We start from the raw sequence: 19,668 nt of genomic DNA, 5'->3' as shown, positions 1-19,668 counted from the left end.
TTAGCTGAGTGCGGCGAGCAGCGGACCCTGCACGAAGTAGACCACGAAGAGGGCGGAGATGAGCCACATGATCCAGTGGATCTCTTTGGTCTTGCCCGCGAACATGGCCATCACGGTGAAGGCGATGAAGCCGACTCCGATGCCGTTGGCGATGGAGTACGTGAACGGCATGACCACGATGGTGAGAAACGCCGGCAGCGCGATGTGGAACTGGGTCCACTCGATGGAGCCGACCTGCATCATCATCAGCGCGCCGACGACCACCAGGACGGGCGCGGCGGCCTCGATGGGCACGATCTCATAGAGCGGGGTGAAGAACATCGCCGCGAGGAAGAGCAGGCCGGTGACTACGTTGGCCAGGCCGGTGCGGGCGCCGTCCGCGATGCCGGCGGAGGAGTCCACGTACACGGTGTTGGAGGAGGAGGACGCGAGGCCGCCCGCCACGGCGCCGAAGCCCTCGACGACCAGGGCGCGCTTCATGTCCGGCAGGTTGCCGTTCTCATCCGCGAGACCGGCCTGGCGGCCGAGTGCGGTCATGGTGCCCATGGCGTCGAAAAAGTTCGCCAGCACGAGGGTGAACACCATGAGCGACGCAGCCACCGCGCCGACGTTGATGAACGCGCCGAAGAGGTCCACGTTGCCCACCAGGGACAGGTCCGGGCTGCCACCAAAGGATTCCGGCAGGCGCGGGACAGCAAGGGACCAGCCGTGCGGGTCATCCGCCGAGGAGCCTGCGCCGGTGAGCGCTTCCACGATCATGGCGATGATGGTGGTGACCACGATGCCGATGAACAGGCCGCCCGGGACGTTGCGCACCACCATGAAGCCGCAGATCACCAGGCCCAGCACAAACACCAGGGTGGGCCAGGACGCGATGGAGCCCTCGAAGCCCAGCTGCACCGGCACGGTGGTCATCGCGGCGTCCGGCACGCGGCGTACAAAGCCCGCGTCCACGAGGCCGATCATGGCGATGAACATGCCGATGCCCACGCTCATGGCCACCTTCATGGAGTTCGGGATGGCGTTGAAGACGGCGGTGCGGAAACCGGTGACGGCGAGGATGCAGATGATGATGCCGTCGATGACTACCAGGCCCATCGCCTCCGGCCAGGTCAGGCCCTGCTGCCCCACCAGCGTCACCGCAACCAGGGTGTTCAGGCCCAGGCCGGTGGCGATGCCGAAGGGGTACTTGGCAATCACGCCGAAGAGGATGCACATCACGCCGGCAACCAGCGCGGTCACAGCGGCGACCTGCGGGATGCCCAGGACCACGCCGTCGCGGTCCGGGCTGGTGCCGATGATCAGCGGGTTGAGCAGCACGATGTAGGCCATCGCGAAGAACGTGACCACACCGCCGCGGATTTCGCGGCCCACGGTGGAGCCGCGCTCAGAGATGTGGAAGAAGCGGTCAAGGCCGCCTGTAGGTTCCGTGGCGGCCTCGGGGGTCGCGTGTCGGGTTGTCACGGTAAGGTCCCCTTATCATGGGAAGGTCATTGAGTTTGACTGGCTAATGCCTGTCATAGACTCCCACTTGGATGGGGAATTTACCAACTACGGCCTTATTGGAGGTGCGGGCGGCGTCGTGGACGTGTTCAACTTCGTGGTGTCCGAGGGCGCGGTGATTGACGCAGAGCGTTACGCCGCCGCGCTGCGGTCCCTTGGCGTCGCACCTTCCGCCCTGCAGCAGCTCCGCATCCGGATCGCCGGCGTGGCGGGCACCCGCCGCGGCGTGTTGGAGGTCCTCGGCGGCACCCCTGCGCTGTCGCTTCGCCCGCTCCCGCCCGCCCCGTCCGAGATCACCGTTCAGGCGGACCCGGTGCGCGATGAGCGCACGGAACCGGGCAAGTTCGGGCCGGACTTGGGCTGGCAGCAATCCGTCCTGGCCGGCATTCCGGCGCACGAGGGCTTGCTTGTCGACGCCTCCTTGCGCACCATCTCCGCCATCATGAACCCGTTGCTGGTCGTGGAGCCGGGGCGCGTGCACGTATCCACGCATCCCGCGACCGCCCCGTCGATAGCCATGGACGGCGTGCTGCAGATCCTGGGCGGCTACGGCGTGGAGGTAGTGGAGGAGCCGGAAGGTTTTGCCACGTCGCGGCTGCGCGACAGCGAGGTGTGGGTGGTGGACCCGGTGTACGGTGCCCGCCTGGTGGATACGTGGCTGGAGTACGGCACGCGCTTCCCGGCGCGCTCGCTGTTTGACCGCGGGGGCGTGCCGTCGCACCGCGATGTAAACGAGGCGCGGAGGCTGCTCGCCTCCATGGTCTAGCGCGGGCGCGCTAGCTCACCACCGCGGTGTCGGAGTGCGCGCCGCAGCCGTAGGACGCGGCCACCGCATGCCCGTCTGCGGAGTATTCGTTGGTGCACACACCGAAGTTGTCCCCCACCGGCTCGCCCATTGGCAGGTAGAACGCGCAGCTGCGGCAGTGCAGCGCCGCTTTTTCCGCGAACTCGCTGTTCGGCCCGAAGTCTCCGGTGCGCCAGCGGCGCTCCGCCGCGCTCAAGCCCTGCTCGGTGAGGTAGCGCTTGGTTTCGCGCCCCGGGAAGGTGATGGCGTGGCGGGACATGGAGTCTTCGGTCACGCGATCGTCGTTAGGCAAAAGCTCCATGACGTCGCCCGGGCCGAGGTCCCCGGGGCGCAGCCGCTCGGAGTACGGGACCCAGTCCGGCGCTTCGAGCGCGCCGGTGGCGGGGACGAGCGCGACCTCGTTGATGGTCACCCAGTCCGAGCCAGTGGCGCACGCCACCACGGCGTTCCATTCCCAGCCGGCGTAGCCGGGGACGTCCGCGGCGAAGCGGTGGGTGGCCACGTTCTCGCCCAGGCCGGTCACGCCGATGTGGTCGCCGACCTCTTCGCCGCCGGCGACCTCTTCAAGCGCCTGCCGGGCAGTAGCCACCGCAGACGGCGCGAGCAGCGGGGACTTCGCGGCCTTCCGGCGCCGCGACCGGGAACGGGAGCGGGAGGTGGAATCAGTCACGCCCTTATTATGCAAGTTCGTCTTCGCGGCGCTGCACTACGGTAGTGCCCATGACTGCACGCCGCCTTTCCTTCGCGCTGCCTGCCGTGGCCGCGCTGTCCTCCCTCTCGCTGCTTCCGGCGGCTTGCACCCAGCCCGCGCCGGATGCAGGTGGGCCGGAACGGCTGGTGGCGGTGGTGAAGGAGCGCCACGACTTCGACCCGACCAGCTTCACCCAGGGCCTCGAAGTCGCAGCCGACGGCACCCTCTACGTGGGCACCGGCATGGAGGGCGAGTCCCGCATCTACCGCCGCACCCTCGACGGCGCCGTGCTCGCGTCCCAGGACATCGACCCGGCCTACTTCGGGGAGGGCATCACGCGTGTCGACGATTCTTTGTGGCAACTCACCTGGCTCGACGGCGTTGCTCTGCGGCGCGATGCCGAGACACTGGAGGAGACGGGCCGCGCGAGTTACAGCGGCGAAGGGTGGGGCATTTGCGCGCGACCGGAGGCGGGCGAAGTGATTTTCTCTGACGGCACCTCCGAGCTGCGCCGCATGGACCCCGCCACGCTGGAAGAGCGGGAGCGCTTCACCGTGACACTGAACGGGCAGGCGGTGGCGGGGCTCAACGAGCTGGAGTGTGTGGGAGACGTGGTGTACGCCAACGTGTTCACCACAACGGACATCATGCGCATTGATGCCGCCACCGGTGAGGTGACGGCCGTGATTGACGCCTCCGCGGTGCCCAACAACGCCGCCCCGGAGCCGAACAACGTCCTGAACGGCATCGCGCATATCCCCGGCACGGAGGAGTTCTACCTCACCGGCAAGCGTTGGCCGGACCTCTACCGCGTTGCGTTTGAACCCGCGGGGTAGCCTTGCGCCATGGCACAGCGGCGGCAAGGTCAGGGTTGGGCGCAGGTGGCGGCGATCGTCGTCGCGGCACTTGTGCTGGTGGTGGCGGTGTACGGGGTGATGGAGTGGCAGCGCAACCGGCCCGGTACCCCGGTGCGGGATCTGCGGGTTGAAGTCGCCTCCGCCGGCGATGTCCTGGAGATCGCCCCGTACACGGTGTGCGAGCTGGATCAGGAGTGCGACGGCGGTACGCCGCCGGCGATGGGGCTCGACCCAGCCACCGTGACCGTCACCGTTCCGCCCGAGATCGCGGACGGCTCGTGGCGGCTGCTGATGATCTACGACGATCCCGCGGCCAACGCCGAAATCGTCTTCACCTCCGGAGAGGCAACGTCGCAGGAGATCGCCGCCGTGACGGACTCGGGCGCGAAGCTCGTCGTCGCGGAAGTATCCGCCCTAGAAATAGATAAAGACGATGCCGGGGAGGAAATCCCCGTCATCGCCACCTGGTCTATCGGGTTCGAGTAGGCCGAGCCGCCCGCCGCGTATGTGATTACGCGTCCAGCTCCTTCGCCACCGCGCGCAGGATCTCCGCCACCTGGCGGCTCTCCTTGCGGTCCGGGTAGTGGCCGCCGGTGAGCGCGGGCTGAATCTGCGTCTCAATCATCGTCATCACATCCGCGAGCATGCTGCCAAGCTCCTCCGGCTTGCGGCGGTGAATCGGGCGGCGCTTCGGCGTCTCCAACACCTTCACCCGCAGTGCCTGCGGGCCGCGGCGACCGGCCGCGAAATCAAACTCAATGCGCTGGCCGGGGACGAGTTCATCCACACCATCGGGGAGCACGTTCTTTCCAATGAACACGTCCTCCTCGCCCGGGTTAGATGCGAACCCGAATCCCTTCTCTGCGTCGTACCACTTCACTTTTCCAACTGGCATGGCTACAGACCTCCTTCTACTCCCCAATAACGAAAAGTTAGAGCCTACTATTTCGCCCGGGAGCGACTTCACTCGGGCTACTTGTGACATGTATCACTGAATTTTCTCCTAGCGCCACGAACTGGGCAAATGGCCAGCCGCATCGCCGTACCACGCGCCCATCGTCGCAATTTCGTGCTTGCAGCGTGACTGAATCGTTACACACCGTTAGGCTTGCCCGCATCAAGTTGAAGAGCCAACGGCTGAAATTGAGAGGAAGTGTCACAATGGGACGCCACAGCAAGCAGAACACGTCGGTAGTTAAGAAGGCGCTCGCAGGCACCGCCGCAGCAGCCGCGCTCACCGGCATCGTCGCTCCGCAGGCCTCCGCGGCCCCGGACTCTGACTGGGACCGCCTCGCGCAGTGCGAGTCCGGCGGCAACTGGGCAATCAACACCGGCAACGGCTACTACGGTGGCCTGCAGTTCTCCGCCGGCACTTGGCGCGCATACGGCGGCGGCCAGTTCGCCCCGTACGCGCACCAGGCAACGCGCGAGCAGCAGATCATCGTGGCAGAGCGCACCCTGGCCGGCCAGGGCTGGGGAGCTTGGCCGGCCTGCTCCGCACGCCTCGGCCTGCGTTCCGCACCGACCAACCGCGATGCCCAGGCCGTCACCGCTCCGGCACCGGTGCAAGCACCCGCCGCACCGGCAGCACCGGCCGCACCGGCCGCAAGCTCCACCCCGGCCGCTGAGCTGGCCGTGGACGCGCTGTACAAGCAGATCGTCGCCGCTGTGTCCGGCGCCGGCTACGCCGTGCCGCAGGTTGTGCACGACACTTACGCTGCAAACCGCCACGACTACAACGCGTTCTACACCGGCAACAAGGCGCTGATCGACGCTGTGCTCGCCGGCGACATCTGGGCCGCTGCCCGCGCCGCTGGCCTGATCAACGGCTAAGCAGCACAAAGCACCTGGCGCGCACGCACAAGCGCCGGCCACCCACAGTTGGGGTAGCCGGCGCTTTCTGCTTTACCGCGCCAGACGCTTAACGGTTCAGGCGGGTGGTGGTGTGCACGTAGCCGGTCTGCTCTGCCGGCAGCGGCAGCACCAGCTCGTTGCCAAACGGGCTGTTTGCGCCGGTGAGCTTGGAGGAAATCTCCGTCACCGGGTGACCGTTACCAGGGACCTGAGTGGGCCACGCCGGGTTCGCGCGACCGATCTTCGCTGCATCTTTAGCCATGCCCCTCATTCTTTCATGTCGGCCGACAAAACGCACGTAACATGGGGCGAAATGTCTACATTCCAGGATGCCCTCGCAGGCTTGACGGATGAGCAGCTTCGCACGCTCATCACCACCCGCCCGGATGCCTTCTTCCCCATCCCGCCCTCCATCGGCGCCCTGGCTTCGCGTCTTGCCCTCCCCGCGTCCATGCACGCCGCGCTGCATTCGCTCAACGCCGCCGACCTCATCGCGCTCGAGGGCTTGGCTGACCGCGGCGCCGAACTCAGCTCGGTGGACGCAACTGAGGGACGCACCGCAGGATCGCTCGGCGATCTCACGCGGCTGCGCGAGCGGGCGCTGATTTATGGCCCCGACACTGCCGTCCGTATCGCCCCCGGCACGTTAAGCGCCCTGCCTCCCGGCTGGCGCATCGGAGACACCGCGCCGGACAACGTCGCCGACCTGGTCCGCGACCTGCCGGCGCTGGAGCGCCGGGTCCTGGACACTCTGGCAGCGTCCAGCGGCCTCGGCACCACCAGGGCGGCCGCGCCCGGCGCGGACCCCGCGACCCCGGTCGCCCGCTTGATCACAAAGCAGCTACTCGCGCGCGTTGATGACACCACGGTGCGCCTCCCCCGCCAGGTCCGCGACGTAGTGGCGGGGCGCACACCACGCATCTTCCCCACGCAAACACCGGCGGAACCGAGCACCGATCAAGCGACAGCGGACCAAGCGGCTGCCGGACAGGGCCTCGAATTCGTCCGCCAGACCCGCCAACTGCTCACCCATCTCCTGACAGCGCCGGCAGTGCTGAACAAGGACGGCACGCTGGGCGTGCGCGCACACGGAACGCTGAGCAAGACCCTCGGATTCGATCCCGCGCTGCACCTCACCGTCGCCGACGCGGCGGGGCTCACCGGTCCCGCTTACCCAGACCAGTTCGAGGTCACCGAATACCTCGCCGCAAGCAACCAGGCGCTGGATTGGCTGCACGCCACGCTGGCGGACCAGTGGGCGGTACTGCTTCGGGCATGGGTGGCTTCCCCTTGGCGCCTTGACCCCAATTACAAAGTATTCGCCACCGAGACCCACACCCCGTGGGCCCGCGAGAACCGCCTCACCATCCTCCGAAACGGCGGCGACATGCAGCGCCTGCTGTTCAACGCCCCGCTCGACGCGTCTCGCCTCCGCGACGAGGACATCGCCGCCGTGGCCGCAGAAGCCCACACCGTGGGTGCGCTCGCATCCCCGGGCGGCTCCCCTACCGAGTCCTCCCCGCTGCTCGCGCTTTTCGACGGTTCTTCGATCTCCGCCGCAGCCGCTCCCCTAGTGCCGGCAGAGGTGGACACCCTGATTGCGCAAGCGGACATGACCCTGCTCGCGCCTGGCCCGCTGGCCCCTGAGGCGGCCCGTTTCGTGGAGCGAATCGCCGAGCTGGAATCGCCTGGTCTTGCGAGCGTGTGGAGGTTAACGCAGGCGTCGATACGCAAAGCCCTGGACAGCGGTCTGACCGGTGCCGAAATCCGTGCCTGGCTGGATGCGCACGTGCTTGGGAACGTGCCGCAGGCGGTGACGTACCTAGTGGAGGATGTGGCGCGGAACCACGGGGCGATTCGTGCGGGCAGCGCGATGAGTTACCTGCGCAGCGAAGATCCGGCACTGATCGCGCTGGTCGCGCAGCAGGTGCCTGTTCGGGTGCTCGCACCGACGGTCGCGGTGTCGGAGGAACCGTTGCCGCGGCTCATGGCTCGGCTGCGCGACGCGGGTTTCCAACCCGCCGCCGAGAACAACCAAGGTGTGCAGATCGACCTCGCGCCGGAGCCACTCCTTGCAAACGGGAGCGTCTCGGAGCTACCCAGCAGGCGAAGCGTGGAGCCGGAGTACGCCGAACGCGTAATCGCGGCGCTGCGTACAAACGCCATAGACAGACCCGAGGGCGGACAGACGGGCACCGACACCCTGGAGACGCTGCGGGCCGCGGCACGCGCGCGCCGCCACGTCACACTGGGGTACGTAGACAGCAACGGCCGCGGACAAACCGCGACCGTGCTGCCACTTTCCGTTAACGCCGGGCAGGTCGACGCGCTGGATGAAGCCACGGACCGGGTGATCAGGATTTCACTTTCCCGGATCACCCGAGCCGTTTTGCGCTGAAAACCACTACCTTGGGGGTCGGCCATTGTTCCCCACAGAAAGGTGACCTTGTGACCACCCTGGAAGTGCAAGACCTGCACAAGCGCTTTGGCGAGGTGCAGGCCCTCGACGGCATGAGTTTCACCGTCGGCCCTGGCGAGATTTACGGTTTCGTCGGGTCGAACGGTGCGGGCAAGTCCACCACCATGCGTATCGCGCTTGGCGTGCTGGAGACTGATTCGGGTCAGGTGCTGCTCAACGGCGAGCCGCTCAACGATGACACGCGGCGCCGTATCGGCTACATGCCGGAGGAGCGCGGGCTCTACGGCAAGGAGAAGATCCTGGACCAATTAGTGTTCCTTGCCAAGCTGCATGGTGTGGAAGCGGACGTCGCCAAGCAGCGCGGCACCGAGCTGCTCACGGAGCTCGGCCTCGGGGAGCGCCTGGACGCGAAGTTGGATGACCTCTCCCTGGGTAACCAGCAGCGCGTGCAGCTTGCGGCGTCGCTGATCCATGATCCGGAGATCCTGATTTTGGACGAGCCGTTTTCCGGCCTCGACCCCGTCGCCGTGGATGTGATGAGCCGGATGCTGACGGACCGCGCCCGCACCCACGGCGTGCCCGTCGTTTTCTCTTCCCATCAGCTCGACCTGGTGCAGCGTCTGTGCGACCGCATCGGCATTGTCACCCGAGGCCGCATGGTGGCCGAAGGCACCGTCGACGAGCTGCGCGCGGGCGGCCCCATTCGCTTCCGGGTGGGCACGCAGGCGCGCGGCTGGTTCCCGCAGGGCACTGTGCTTATCGACGATTCCCTGAACCACGTCATCCTGGAAACCCAGAGCGTGGATGATGATCAGCGCATTCTCCAGGCGGCGCTTGCTGCTGGTCCGGTCCATGAGTTCACCCGCGTCGTCCCCGATCTCAACGACCTGTTCAAGGAGGTTGTGAAGTAATGACAGCATCGACGTATTCTTCCTGGCACACCATCAAGACCACCGCCGTACGGGAGATGCAGATCCTGGCCAAGACCCGCAGCGTGCTGATCACCCTCCTTATCCTCATCCTGGTCATGCTCGGTTTCATCGGGTTTTTCACTTGGCAGATGAACAAGGACGAGGGCGAAGACGCCGGGACCAGCGTGGCCACCGTCGGTGTGGAATCGCAGCTCTTTGACGGTTCCGGCCTAGATGCCCAAGGTGCGGCCGACCGCGCCGAGGCGGAGCGCCTTGTCCGCGACGGCGACGTGGAAGCGGCCATCGTTGCGGAGGGCGACACCTGGGAGGTCATCTCAGACGGCTTCCCCAACACCTCCGTACTTTCTGCGGCGGAGGCGCTTGCAGAACAGCAAGCCCAAGCGAAGGCGCTGGAATCGCTCGGCGTGGACCCGGCTGCGTACGCGGCAGCCGCCCCACAGATTGAGGTGAAGCCGGTGGACGTGGCCGAAGCAGCGGACGAGGAGAGCGGAACATCCGAGGCAACGTTCATCCGCTTGCTCACCGCGTTCGTGTCTTTGATGATCATGATCTTCACCGTGATCACGTTCGCCGCCCAGGTGGGCAGCCGCGTTACCGAAGAAAAATCCTCCCGCGTGGTGGAACTGGTCCTGGCGTCCGTGCGCCCTATGGACTTCCTCGCCGGCAAGCTCCTGGGCACCCTGCTCTTCGGCTTCATCGCTACCGCGGTCATGCTTGGCGCTGGCGCGCTGGGGCTGCAGTTTTCCGGCCTGCTGGACAACATCCCCTTCGACTGGTCCATCCTGCCGGTGATGCTCATCGCCTGGATCCTGGGCATGCTGTTCTTCGGCGCGCTGTACGCCGCGGCGGGTGCCATGGTGCAGCGCACGGAAGACCTGCAATCCACCCAGATGCCGATCCTGCTGCTGATCATGCTAAGCGCGTACGTCCCAGCGTTCGGCTGGATGGAAACGGATTCGACCTGGATGCAGGTCTGCTCCTGGATCCCGCCGCTGTCCATCTTCGCCGCGCCGCTCAGCTACGCCGCGGGCGACTTCTCCGCACTACAGCTGGGCCTGTCCTTCCTCATCGCGCTGGCGGCAACCATCGCCGTAGTGTGGCTGGCGGCGCGCATTTACCGCCGCTCCATCCTGAACAACGGCCGCGTGACCAAGTGGTCCGAGGCGCTGAAGGGCTCGCGCGCGTAGCGGGAATCTTGGTCCTCTCCCCGGTGTTGCACTACAACGCATGCCCACACACTCCGGCGGAAAGGACCTCCCACCATGCCCCTCGGCGACGGCCCCCTGATTGTCCAATCAGACAAAACCGTTCTGCTTGAGGTGGCGCACCCGCAGGCCGTCGCCGCCCGAGCTGCGATCGCCCCGTTCGCGGAGCTGGAGCGCGCGCCGGAGCACGTGCACACCTACCGCATTACCCCGCTTGCGCTGTGGAACGCACGCGCCGCCGGATTCGATGCGGAGCAAGCCGTGGACGTGCTGGAGCGCTTCTCCCGCTTCCCGGTCCCCCAGGCCCTGCTTATCGACGTCGCCGAGACCATGGCCCGCTACGGCCGGTTGAAGCTGATCAAGCACCCAGCCCACGGGCTGATCCTCGAGGCTGAGGAACCGGCGATCCTCACCGAGGTGCTCAAAAGCAAGAAGATCCATCCGCTCACGGGCACGCCGATTGACCACGTGACGGCTCCGGTGCATCCGTCGGAACGCGGGCGGATCAAGCAGGAGCTGACCAAGCTGGGCTGGCCTGTGGAGGACTTGGCCGGGTACGTGGACGGGGAGCACCACCCGATCGACCTCACCGCGGGTGATGGGTGGGACCTGCGCGATTACCAGCGCTACGCCACGGACTCGTTCTGGGAGGGCGGCTCCGGCGTTGTCGTCCTGCCGTGCGGCGCGGGCAAGACCATCGTCGGCGCCGCCTCAATGGCGCAGGCCAAAACCACCACGCTGATTCTAGTCACCAACACCGTCGCCGGACGGCAGTGGCGCGATGAGCTGCTGCGCCGCACCAGCCTCACCCCGAACGAGATCGGCGAGTACTCCGGCGAACGCAAGGAGATCCGCCCCGTCACCATCGCCACGTACCAGGTGGTTACACGCAAGACCAAGGGCGAGTACAAGGCGCTGGAACTGTTCGACTCGCGCGACTGGGGGCTGATTATTTACGACGAGGTGCACCTCCTCCCCGCCCCCGTCTTCCGCATGGCCGCGGACCTGCAATCCCGCCGCCGGCTCGGGCTCACGGCAACGCTGGTGCGCGAGGATGGCCGTGAGGACGACGTCTTCTCCCTCATCGGCCCCAAGCGCTACGACGCACCGTGGAAAGAACTCGAGCTGGCCGGCTACATCGCCACCGCGGAGTGCGTGGAGGTGCGCACGGAACTCTCCCCTGAAGAGCGCCTCACCTACGCCACCGCGGAGACCCGCGAGCGCTACCGCATCGCCGCATGCAGCCAGGGCAAACTTGCGGCGCTGGACCGCATTCTTGCGCAACACGCTGGCAAGCAGACGCTGGTGATTGGGGCGTACGTGGATCAGCTGGAGGAAGTGGCCGCCCATATTGGGGCTCCGCTTATCGACGGCGCTTCTTCAACCAAACGTCGAGAAGCAACCTTCGATGCTTTCCGGCGCGGGGAAATTTCCACGCTGGTGGTAAGTAAGGTTGCGAACTTCTCCATCGATCTGCCGGAAGCGGCGGTGGGAATCCAGATCTCCGGCACGTTTGGCTCGCGCCAGGAGGAGGCGCAGCGGCTGGGCCGTTTGCTGCGCCCGAAGGCGGACGGCGCGGAGGCGTTGTTTTACACGATCGTTGCGCGCGACACCCTGGATGCCGAATACGCCGCCCGCCGCCAACGCTTCTTGGCGGAGCAGGGTTATGCATACCGGCTGGTAGACGCCGGGGACCTTTAGGAAGAACAATGCGCGGCTAAGGCCGGGGATGCACCCCGGCCCTAGCCGTTTGTTCTGCTCCGTCCGCCTCTACACTTGTGTGTTATGGCCGAGATGAAGGTGTTCAAGTTCGACGTCGATGAGGATTACGCGAAGCAGCACAACGAGATGCTGCGCAATACCCGCAACCTCGTCATCTCTGGTTTAGCGCTGTTCGTTCTCTCTCTGATTGGTGGCGCGCTGGTGTGGTTCCTGGTCGATGAGTCCTCCCCGTGGCACCTCCTCGGCTCGCTGGGCCTAGTGCTGTTCGGCGTCATGATGCTCATCGTCGCGCTTGTAATCCCCCGCTCCGTGGGCAAGACCCAGCAGCTGTACGATTCCCACCCGCTCGCCCCCGCAGTGATCACCGAGAACACCGGAACAACGGTCACCCTCACCGCGCTGGTGAACACTAACGTCGATCCTGCCCTGCCGCCACGCTGGGGCGTGACCTCTCTGGTGGTCAAGCCCATTCCGAACACCGGCGACAAGATTGGCACCCGCGTTCCCGTCACCGCTGTCGGCGCGCAGCGCTCCACGCACGACAAAAACCACTGGCAGACCATCACCCCGATGCCCATTGCGTGGGCAACGCCTGATGAGGATGTCATTGCCACCGCCCGCAAATCCGTCCCCCAGGAGCAGTGGCACGTCTTGGACAAGGCACGCAAGAAGGATGCGGTGATCCAGGACTCGAAGAACTCACTGGTCCTTATCTAGCCGCGGAGCCCGTTGCTATGGGAGAGCACTCGCCTGACATCGTCGCGTTGGAGCAGCGCATTGAATACCTGTCCACTCAGGTTGAGCGGCTTATTGAACTGCACCACCCTTTCCCGTCCCCGATGACGCCGTTCCGGAAAACCGCGATGCTGGCTGGTTTGACCTTCGAAGAGGAGGCTCTTGCCCGAAAGCTCCTCGGCGCAGTGCATGCGCACAACAGCGGCGAGAAAGTTGACATCACGGGAGGCCTGCTGCCTGTCCCCGCAAAAACCGCGGCCTTGTTCAGCGAGTACGCAACGAGCGGCCCGATTACCCGGGACGAGGCAAAGAACTTGCTGAATACCGTCGTTCCGGGCGGTGACGCGGCAGCGGAAGGTTTGCTGGAGGCTTGGGACTCCGCTCAACGCGGTATGCAGCGCCACGCCGACTAGCCGCTGACCCGCGAGCTGCGCCCCCGCGCCAACTGCAGCACCGCAGCCGCGATGAGTAACCCGGCCGGCACAATAAAGCCTGCCGGCACGGAGCGGAAGTAGATCGGCAACAGGATCACCGGCGTCAGTGCCAGGCCGAAGAAGCGGAACGCGAGCACCGTTGAGTTGAATCGCGAACCTCCTGGGGTGCGAAGCACCGAGTACGTCACAGTCGTCTGCATTCCCTGTGCACCAACAAAAGCAACCGCCCAGCATACGGCGATGAGCACCGGCCACGGCAGTGCCGGAATCAGAGCAATCGCACACGCAGCAACCACTGCGCATCCGGTGAGCACCCGAAGGGCGCCTTGCGTATCGACGAGGGCTCCCACACGCGAAGCCAGGAAGAATGCGGCGAGGCCGCCGGCCATAATGACAAAGCCGCGCTGCGATGCCGGCATGCCAAACACCTGCTCCAGGTGGATAGTGAGCAAAGTACCCAGACCGATTACGCACATGCCGACGATCAAGATAGTAAGGATGTGGATGGCGATCTGACCCCATGCGACCCGCTCCGTGAAGTCTGCCTTGGCTAGGGTTCCGATCTCCGGCACGCCGATGAGAGAGTGTCCGATTGTTTGTGTGCGGGGGCTTGGTTTACACGTAGTCCGCGAACCGGTCGGGGTATGCCACGGCTAGTTGGTTGATGGCTTGTTTCCACCCGGTGGCTTTCGCCCCTTCAATATAGCCGTTGCACTCAGTTGCCCGTTTCGCCTTCTTCGCACGCTGGGCGGCACGCTTGTCTTCGATGTTGCAGATCATCAACCACAGCGTCTTCAGCGCCGCAGTGTCGTTCGGGAACTGGCCCCGGTTGCGGGTGGCTTTCCGCAATTCCGCGTTGAGCGACTCGATGGAGTTCGTGGTGTAGAGCACCCGGCGGGCTGCCGGCGGGAACTGCAGAAACGGCACGAACCGATCCCACGCGTCGCGCCATACCTTCACCGACTGGGGGTAGCGCCGCCCAAGTTCAGATGCTTCGAACGCGTCTAGGGCGGCGCGCGCGGTGTCTTCGTTGGGTGCGGTGTAGACCTCCCGCAGTGCGCTGGAGACGGGTTTGCGGTCCTGGTAGGACACCCACCTGTTCGCCGCCCGAATCAGGTGCACGATACAGGTCTGCACCATGGAACTCGGCCAGGTTGCCTCCACCGCCTCGGGCAGGCCCTTGAGCCCGTCGCAGCAGACGATGAACACGTCCTGCACCCCACGGTTTGCAAGGTCAGCGCACACGGACGCCCAGAATGCGGCACCTTCGGTATCGGCGATCCACAAGCCCAGGATGTGTTTGATGCCGTCCATGTCCACACCGACGGCCATGTAGCAGGACTTGTTGACCACGCGGTGGCCGTCGCGGATCTTGACCCGCAACGCGTCGAGGAAGATCACCGGGTAGAACTCATCTAACTGGCGGTTCTGCCAGATCATCACCTCATCGAGCACCGCGTCGGTGATCGTGCTGATGGTATCCGGGCTCATATCCACACCCAGGGTGGTTGCAAGGTGATGCTGGATATCGCGCACGGTCATCCCACCCGCGTACAGGGAGATGATCATGCCATCGAGCTCGGTGAGCCGGCGAGCGCCCTTGGGCACCATCTGCGGCCGGAACGTGCCCGCCCGATCCCTGGGCACGGTCACTTCCAGCGGACCGTAGCCGGAATCCACGGTCTTGGTGTACGACCCATTGCGGTGGTTACCACCACCCCGGGCATCGACCTGGGCTTTGGCTTTGCGGTCGGAGTGCTCGTAGCCCAAATGAGCATCCATCTCCGCCTGCAGGCCAGCGTTGATCGATGCTTGTAGAAGACCCTTCACCAGCTCGCTGGCGTCATCGGTGGAGGTGGAGAGCTCCCCGATGAGCTTAACGAGCTCGGGGTTATTCATCAGCTTCTCGCTGATCGCGTTGACCCTCGACGGGTCATAGCCTTTCTTTGGTGACACCGTAGTCATTATCGGTGAAACTCCATTCAGATCAGAGCCTCACACACAAAACTCCTGACACCCTCGCCGATGAGAGCGATGGTCAACGACACTCCAATAACGGCGAGATAGAACAGCTGCCAGTTCACGATAGAAGCAAGTCCGGACACCATCGGGGCGGCGCAGTTGCCGAGGGACTGCATGGCGAAATAGCGACCTAAGGCCGCACCAAGCTTCTCCGGCGGAACTACTTCGCGGAGAATGACCTGGAGGATCGGCAGGGTGAACGCATTGGATAGCGACATCACGATGATGCCGCCCAAGAACACTGACCAGCTAGACGCCAGCAAGCAGATCGCGGCACCCAGAAGCGTAGTGCTGTACGCCAGCCTGACAACACGGTGCGGGGGAATCCTGTGCACGATGGCCGTGGAGAACAGCATCGTGGTCGCAAAAGGAATCATGTACGCGGTGATGGCAAAAGAAGCCTCCTGTACCGTCCTGTCGAACGTCACCGCCACATCAGGGATCACTGCTGCAAGGGACTGCGCAGCGAAGGGGCCAACGAAACCGCCCAGATAGATCATGGAGGTGCGCAGAGACTTCAACTGCATGGATTGCAGGGTACTACTACCACCGCGTAGGGACGCAGATACAGCACGCATTTGCGAGCCAAACGGTCAGCTCGCGTGCCCTTTTGGGAAAATGCCGAAAACCCGGTACCGACCACCGTGGCGTTGTGCCGTGTGGTTGGTACCGGGTTAGCGGTCTTGTTTTAAGTTGTTGGGTCGGCGGTAACCTACTCTCCCACACCCTCCCGGGTGCAGTACCATCGGCGCGGGCGGGCTTAGCTTCCGGGTTCGGAATGGGTCCGGGCGTTTCCCCGCCGCTATCACCACCGACACATTCATTTCGGGGTTAGCAACATTGGTTGATGTGGAGTTGTCTGGCCCCGCACACTCGGGTGGTGTGTGGTGTGTCAGATACTGGTGAGTGGACGCGTGCACACCTGTGTTGGTGTGTGTTTGCAGGACACCAAACCGTGACCCGTGGGTGTTGGTTGGTGGTGGTTGTTTGTTGTTGGTGTATTAGTACCGGTCGCCTCCGCACATTGCTGTGTGTCCAGTTCCGGCCTATCAACCCAGTAGTCTGCTGGGAACCTCAAAAGAAACCTCATCTTAAAACAGGCTTCCCGCTTAGATGCTTTCAGCGGTTATCCCTCCCGTACGTAGCTAACCAGCGATGCTCCTGGCGGAACAACTGGCACACCAGAGGTACGTCCGTCCCGGTCCTCTCGTACTAGGGACAGCCTTCTGCAAGTTTCAACGCGCGCGGCGGATAGAGACCGAACTGTCTCACGACGTTCTGAACCCAGCTCGCGTGCCGCTTTAATGGGCGAACAGCCCAACCCTTGGGACCTACTCCAGCCCCAGGATGCGACGAGCCGACATCGAGGTGCCAAACCATCCCGTCGATATGGACTCTTGGGGAAGATCAGCCTGTTATCCCCGGGGTACCTTTTATCCGTTGAGCGACACCACATCCACAAGTAGGTGCCGGATCACTAGTCCCGACTTTCGTCCCTGCTCGACTTGTAAGTCTCGCAGTCAAGCTCCCTTGTGCACTTACACTCTAAACACCTGATTGCCAACCAGGCTGAGGGAACCTTTGGGCGCCTCCGTTACATTTTGGGAGGCAACCGCCCCAGTTAAACTACCCACCAGGCACTGTCCCCAACCCAGATCATGGGCCAAGGTTAAGGTATCCACTACGGTCAGAGTGGTATTTCAACAACGACTCCACACCAACTGGCGTTGATGCATCAACGTCTCCCACCTATCCTACACAAACCGCACCGAACACCAATACCAAGCTATAGTGAAGGTCCCGGGGTCTTTTCGTCCTGCCGCGCGAAACGAGCATCTTTACTCGTACTGCAATTTCACCGGGCCTGTGGTTGAGACAGCAGGGGAGTCGTTACGCCATTCGTGCAGGTCGGAACTTACCCGACAAGGAATTTCGCTACCTTAGGATGGTTATAGTTACCACCGCCGTTTACTGGGGCTTAAATTCTCCGCTTCGGTATTACTACCTAACAGGTCCTCTTAACCTTCCAGCACCGGGCAGGCGTCAGTCCGTATACATCAACTTAATCGTCTTCGCACGGACCTGTGTTTTTGATAAACAGTCGCTCCCCTCTCTTCTCTGCGACCACCACCAGCTCAACCACGCAAGATGGCATCACCGGGTGTGGTCCCCCTTCTCCCGAAGTTACGGGGGCATTTTGCCGAGTTCCTTAACCACAGTTCACCCGACCGCCTTAGTATGCTCTACCTGACTACCTGTGTCGGTTTCGGGTACGGGCCGTACATGCACATCGCTAGAGGCTTTTCTCGACAGCACAGGATCACCACCATCACCCAATTGGGCTACGCATCACGCCTCACACCTAGTGACGCCCGCATTTAACAAGGCGTCGTGCTACACGCTTGCACCAGAATCCAATAACTGGCGCGGCTACCACTCTGCGTCACCCCATCACTTACCTACCACAGATCAGGCCCCACGCATCACCACACAGTAGAAGTCAAAGACGTCTTGCCGTGTGGTTCAGGGTGGTTAGTATCACCGCTTCAGCATTTGGCGCGCATACACGGGTACGGGAATATCAACCCGTTGACCATCGACTACGCCTGTCGGCCTCGCCTTAGGACCCGACTCACCCTGGGAAGACGAACTTGACCCAGGAACCCTTAGTCATTCGGCGGATACGATTCTCACGTATCTCTCGTTACTCATGCCTGCATTCTCACTCGCATGCAGTCCACCGCCCCTTACGATACGGCTTCACCCCACACACGACGCTCCCCTACCCAAGACAATGTCTTGCCGCGGTTTCGGCGGTGTACTTGAGCCCCACTACATTGTCGGCGCAAAACCACTCGACCAGTGAGCTATTACGCACTCTTTCAAGGATGGCTGCTTCTAAGCCAACCTCCTGGCTGTCTTCGCGATCCCACATCCTTTTCCACTTAGTACACCCTTAGGGGCCTTAACCGGCGATCTGGGCTGTTTCCCTCTCGACTATGAAGCTTATCCCCCACAGTCTCACTGCTATGCACCACTTACACCGGCATTCGGAGTTTGGCTGACATTGCTAAGATGATAGTCCCGCTCAACCAACCAGTAGCTCTACCTCCGGCAAGCTCACATAACGCTGCACCTAAATGCATTTCGGGGAGAACCAGCTATCACGGAGTTTGATTGGCCTTTCACCCCTACCCACAACTCATCCCCTCAGTTTTCAACCTAAGTGGGTTCGCGCCTCCACAACCTCTTACAGCTGCTTCACACTGGCCATGGGTAGATCACCCCGCTTCGGGTCCAGGACATGCCACTCATACACCCATTTCGGATTCGCTTTCGCTACGACTACCCCACACACGGGTTAACCTCGCGACATGCCGCTGACTCGCAGGCTCATTCTTCAAAAGGCACGCCATCACACACTGAGGTGCTCTGACGGATTGTAAGCGCACGGTTTCAGGAACTCTTTCACTCCCCTCCCGGGGTACTTTTCACCATTCCCTCACGGTACTTAATCCACTATCGGTCACACTGAGTATTTAGGCTTACCGGGTGGTCCCGGCAGATTCACAGCAGATTCCACGAGCCCGCTGCTACTCGGGGTTTGCGACACAACCAGCACATGCATATACGCGTACGGGACTCATCACCCACTCCGGTGCACCATCCCAGGCGCTTCCGCTCACACACGCACGTAGTCGGCACAGTTGGCAGACCATGCTCAGTCGCACCCCACAACCCCACACACGCAACCCCTGCCAGGTATCACACGCACATGGTTTAGCCTCATCCGCTATCGCTCGCCACTACACACGGAATCACAAATTGTTTTCTTCTCCTACGGGTACTGAGATGTTTCACTTCCCCGCGTCAACCCCCACACAGGCTATGCATTCACCTGCAGGTAACACCACACAACTGGTGCTGGGTTTCCCCATTCGGACATCCTCGGATCAACGCTTAGTTGGCAACTCCCCGAGGCATAACGCAGCCTCACACGTCCTTCATCGGCTCAGCATGCCAAGGCATCCACCGTACGCCCTTACATAAAAACAACACACTAAGAACAAACACACAAAAAAACAGAAAAAACAACAACACCCACACCCCACACACACGTGCAAGGCACAAACGCGGATGTTGTCAGATGCTCGCGTCCACTCTCCAGTTCTCACACACCACACCCACACACCACACCACCCACAAAACGTAAGCAGCGCGAACCATGCAGGCCACAGAAACAACACAACACCTGTGCTGCCCCAGACACCCAACAGCATGCCAACACACACAACACTTTGTTCGCGGACCCCACCAAACAGCGGGAAAAAGGTTGCACACCCAGTACCACACCCATGAGCCGGGCATCTCACCCGGCCGGTGCATGTCCACCTGGAAATTTTCAAACAAACACGGCGGCAGCCGCACACACGGCGACTCAACCACCAACCACACAGGCATCAAACACTGCTCAACAAACACTGTTCGA

General features: G+C 63.2%; 17 protein-coding genes and 2 rRNA genes. 10 read left to right on the top strand and 9 right to left on the bottom strand.

What is annotated here, in order from left to right; all coding sequences use genetic code 11:
* Nucleotides 1–1,464, bottom strand: a complete 1,464-nt coding sequence (locus JZY91_RS02640) for an NCS2 family permease (protein WP_234948434.1) — start codon at nucleotides 1,462–1,464, stop codon at nucleotides 1–3.
* A 46-nt stretch (nucleotides 1,465–1,510) separates the two neighbouring features.
* Between JZY91_RS02640 and JZY91_RS02635 the strand changes: the two genes are divergently transcribed.
* Nucleotides 1,511–2,269 carry a hypothetical protein gene (locus JZY91_RS02635; protein WP_234948433.1) on the top strand — a complete coding sequence of 253 codons (759 nt, stop codon included), beginning with the start codon at nucleotides 1,511–1,513 and terminating at the stop codon, nucleotides 2,267–2,269.
* A 10-nt stretch (nucleotides 2,270–2,279) separates the two neighbouring features.
* On the opposite strand, the gene JZY91_RS02630 is transcribed toward JZY91_RS02635, so the two are convergent.
* A complete protein-coding gene (locus JZY91_RS02630) occupies nucleotides 2,280–2,978 on the bottom strand; it encodes a DUF3027 domain-containing protein (protein WP_234948432.1) in 699 nt (232 codons plus the stop codon).
* A gap of 50 nt (nucleotides 2,979–3,028) precedes the next feature.
* Here JZY91_RS02630 and JZY91_RS02625 point away from each other — a divergent pair, with 50 nt between their 5' ends.
* Nucleotides 3,029–3,835, top strand: coding sequence for a glutaminyl-peptide cyclotransferase (locus tag JZY91_RS02625; RefSeq protein WP_234948431.1), 807 nt, complete (start codon nucleotides 3,029–3,031; stop codon nucleotides 3,833–3,835).
* Between the two features lie 9 nt (nucleotides 3,836–3,844).
* A complete protein-coding gene (locus tag JZY91_RS02620) occupies nucleotides 3,845–4,342 on the top strand; it encodes a DUF2771 domain-containing protein (RefSeq protein ID WP_234948430.1) in 498 nt (165 codons plus the stop codon).
* 25 nt (nucleotides 4,343–4,367) lie between these two features.
* On the opposite strand, the gene JZY91_RS02615 is transcribed toward JZY91_RS02620, so the two are convergent.
* The gene (locus JZY91_RS02615; RefSeq protein ID WP_234948429.1) at nucleotides 4,368–4,751 is read right to left on the bottom strand and encodes a cold-shock protein; all 384 of its coding nucleotides are present in this window, start codon (nucleotides 4,749–4,751) and stop codon (nucleotides 4,368–4,370) included.
* A gap of 266 nt (nucleotides 4,752–5,017) precedes the next feature.
* Between JZY91_RS02615 and JZY91_RS02610 the strand changes: the two genes are divergently transcribed.
* Nucleotides 5,018–5,689: a resuscitation-promoting factor Rpf1 domain-containing protein gene (locus tag JZY91_RS02610; RefSeq protein WP_234948428.1), complete on the top strand. Its 672-nt coding sequence runs from the start codon at nucleotides 5,018–5,020 to the stop codon at nucleotides 5,687–5,689.
* An 88-nt stretch (nucleotides 5,690–5,777) separates the two neighbouring features.
* Here the strand turns inward: JZY91_RS02610 and JZY91_RS02605 are convergent, their stop codons facing one another.
* Nucleotides 5,778–5,972, bottom strand: coding sequence for a hypothetical protein (locus JZY91_RS02605; RefSeq protein WP_234948427.1), 195 nt, complete (start codon nucleotides 5,970–5,972; stop codon nucleotides 5,778–5,780).
* Nucleotides 5,973–6,023: 51 nt separating this feature from the next.
* Here JZY91_RS02605 and JZY91_RS02600 point away from each other — a divergent pair, with 51 nt between their 5' ends.
* From JZY91_RS02600 to JZY91_RS02575, 6 genes are all read left to right on the top strand, one after another.
* Nucleotides 6,024–8,108: a helicase-associated domain-containing protein gene (locus JZY91_RS02600; protein WP_234948426.1), complete on the top strand. Its 2,085-nt coding sequence runs from the start codon at nucleotides 6,024–6,026 to the stop codon at nucleotides 8,106–8,108.
* Between the two features lie 50 nt (nucleotides 8,109–8,158).
* A complete protein-coding gene (locus JZY91_RS02595; protein WP_234948425.1) occupies nucleotides 8,159–9,040 on the top strand; it encodes an ABC transporter ATP-binding protein in 882 nt (293 codons plus the stop codon).
* Entirely contained in the window at nucleotides 9,040–10,248 is a 1,209-nt protein-coding gene (locus JZY91_RS02590; RefSeq protein ID WP_234948424.1) for an ABC transporter permease, read from the top strand. Before JZY91_RS02595 ends, JZY91_RS02590 begins: the two co-directional genes overlap by 1 nt.
* Before the next feature lie 75 nt (nucleotides 10,249–10,323).
* On the top strand, nucleotides 10,324–11,967 hold the full coding sequence (locus JZY91_RS02585) for a DNA repair helicase XPB (protein WP_234948423.1): 1,644 nt from the start codon (nucleotides 10,324–10,326) through the stop codon (nucleotides 11,965–11,967).
* Between the two features lie 84 nt (nucleotides 11,968–12,051).
* Nucleotides 12,052–12,705, top strand: coding sequence for a DUF3239 domain-containing protein (locus JZY91_RS02580; RefSeq protein WP_370639242.1), 654 nt, complete (start codon nucleotides 12,052–12,054; stop codon nucleotides 12,703–12,705).
* Nucleotides 12,706–12,722: 17 nt separating this feature from the next.
* A complete protein-coding gene (locus tag JZY91_RS02575; RefSeq protein ID WP_234948422.1) occupies nucleotides 12,723–13,136 on the top strand; it encodes a hypothetical protein in 414 nt (137 codons plus the stop codon).
* Here the strand turns inward: JZY91_RS02575 and JZY91_RS02570 are convergent.
* From JZY91_RS02570 to JZY91_RS02550, 5 genes are all read right to left on the bottom strand, one after another.
* Nucleotides 13,133–13,729 carry a hypothetical protein gene (locus JZY91_RS02570; RefSeq protein WP_234948421.1) on the bottom strand — a complete coding sequence of 199 codons (597 nt, stop codon included), beginning with the start codon at nucleotides 13,727–13,729 and terminating at the stop codon, nucleotides 13,133–13,135. The two genes, JZY91_RS02575 and JZY91_RS02570, sit on opposite strands and share 4 nt — an antisense overlap.
* 43 nt (nucleotides 13,730–13,772) lie before the next feature.
* Nucleotides 13,773–15,122, bottom strand: a complete 1,350-nt coding sequence (locus JZY91_RS02565; RefSeq protein ID WP_234948420.1) for an IS256 family transposase — start codon at nucleotides 15,120–15,122, stop codon at nucleotides 13,773–13,775.
* Nucleotides 15,123–15,139: 17 nt separating this feature from the next.
* Nucleotides 15,140–15,706 carry an MFS transporter gene (locus tag JZY91_RS02560; RefSeq protein ID WP_234948419.1) on the bottom strand — a complete coding sequence of 189 codons (567 nt, stop codon included), beginning with the start codon at nucleotides 15,704–15,706 and terminating at the stop codon, nucleotides 15,140–15,142.
* A gap of 172 nt (nucleotides 15,707–15,878) precedes the next feature.
* A 5S ribosomal RNA gene (rrf, locus tag JZY91_RS02555) occupies nucleotides 15,879–15,995 on the bottom strand.
* A 164-nt stretch (nucleotides 15,996–16,159) separates the two neighbouring features.
* Nucleotides 16,160–19,236 (bottom strand): 23S ribosomal RNA (locus JZY91_RS02550).
* Between the last annotated feature and the right edge of the window lie 432 nt (nucleotides 19,237–19,668).

Origin of the sequence: Corynebacterium sp. CNCTC7651, from assembly GCF_021496665.1 — a bacterium.
GTDB lineage: Bacteria > Actinomycetota > Actinomycetes > Mycobacteriales > Mycobacteriaceae > Corynebacterium.
Note: the sequence above shows the minus strand (reverse complement) of the source record. Positions and strands in the feature narration are given on the sequence as shown.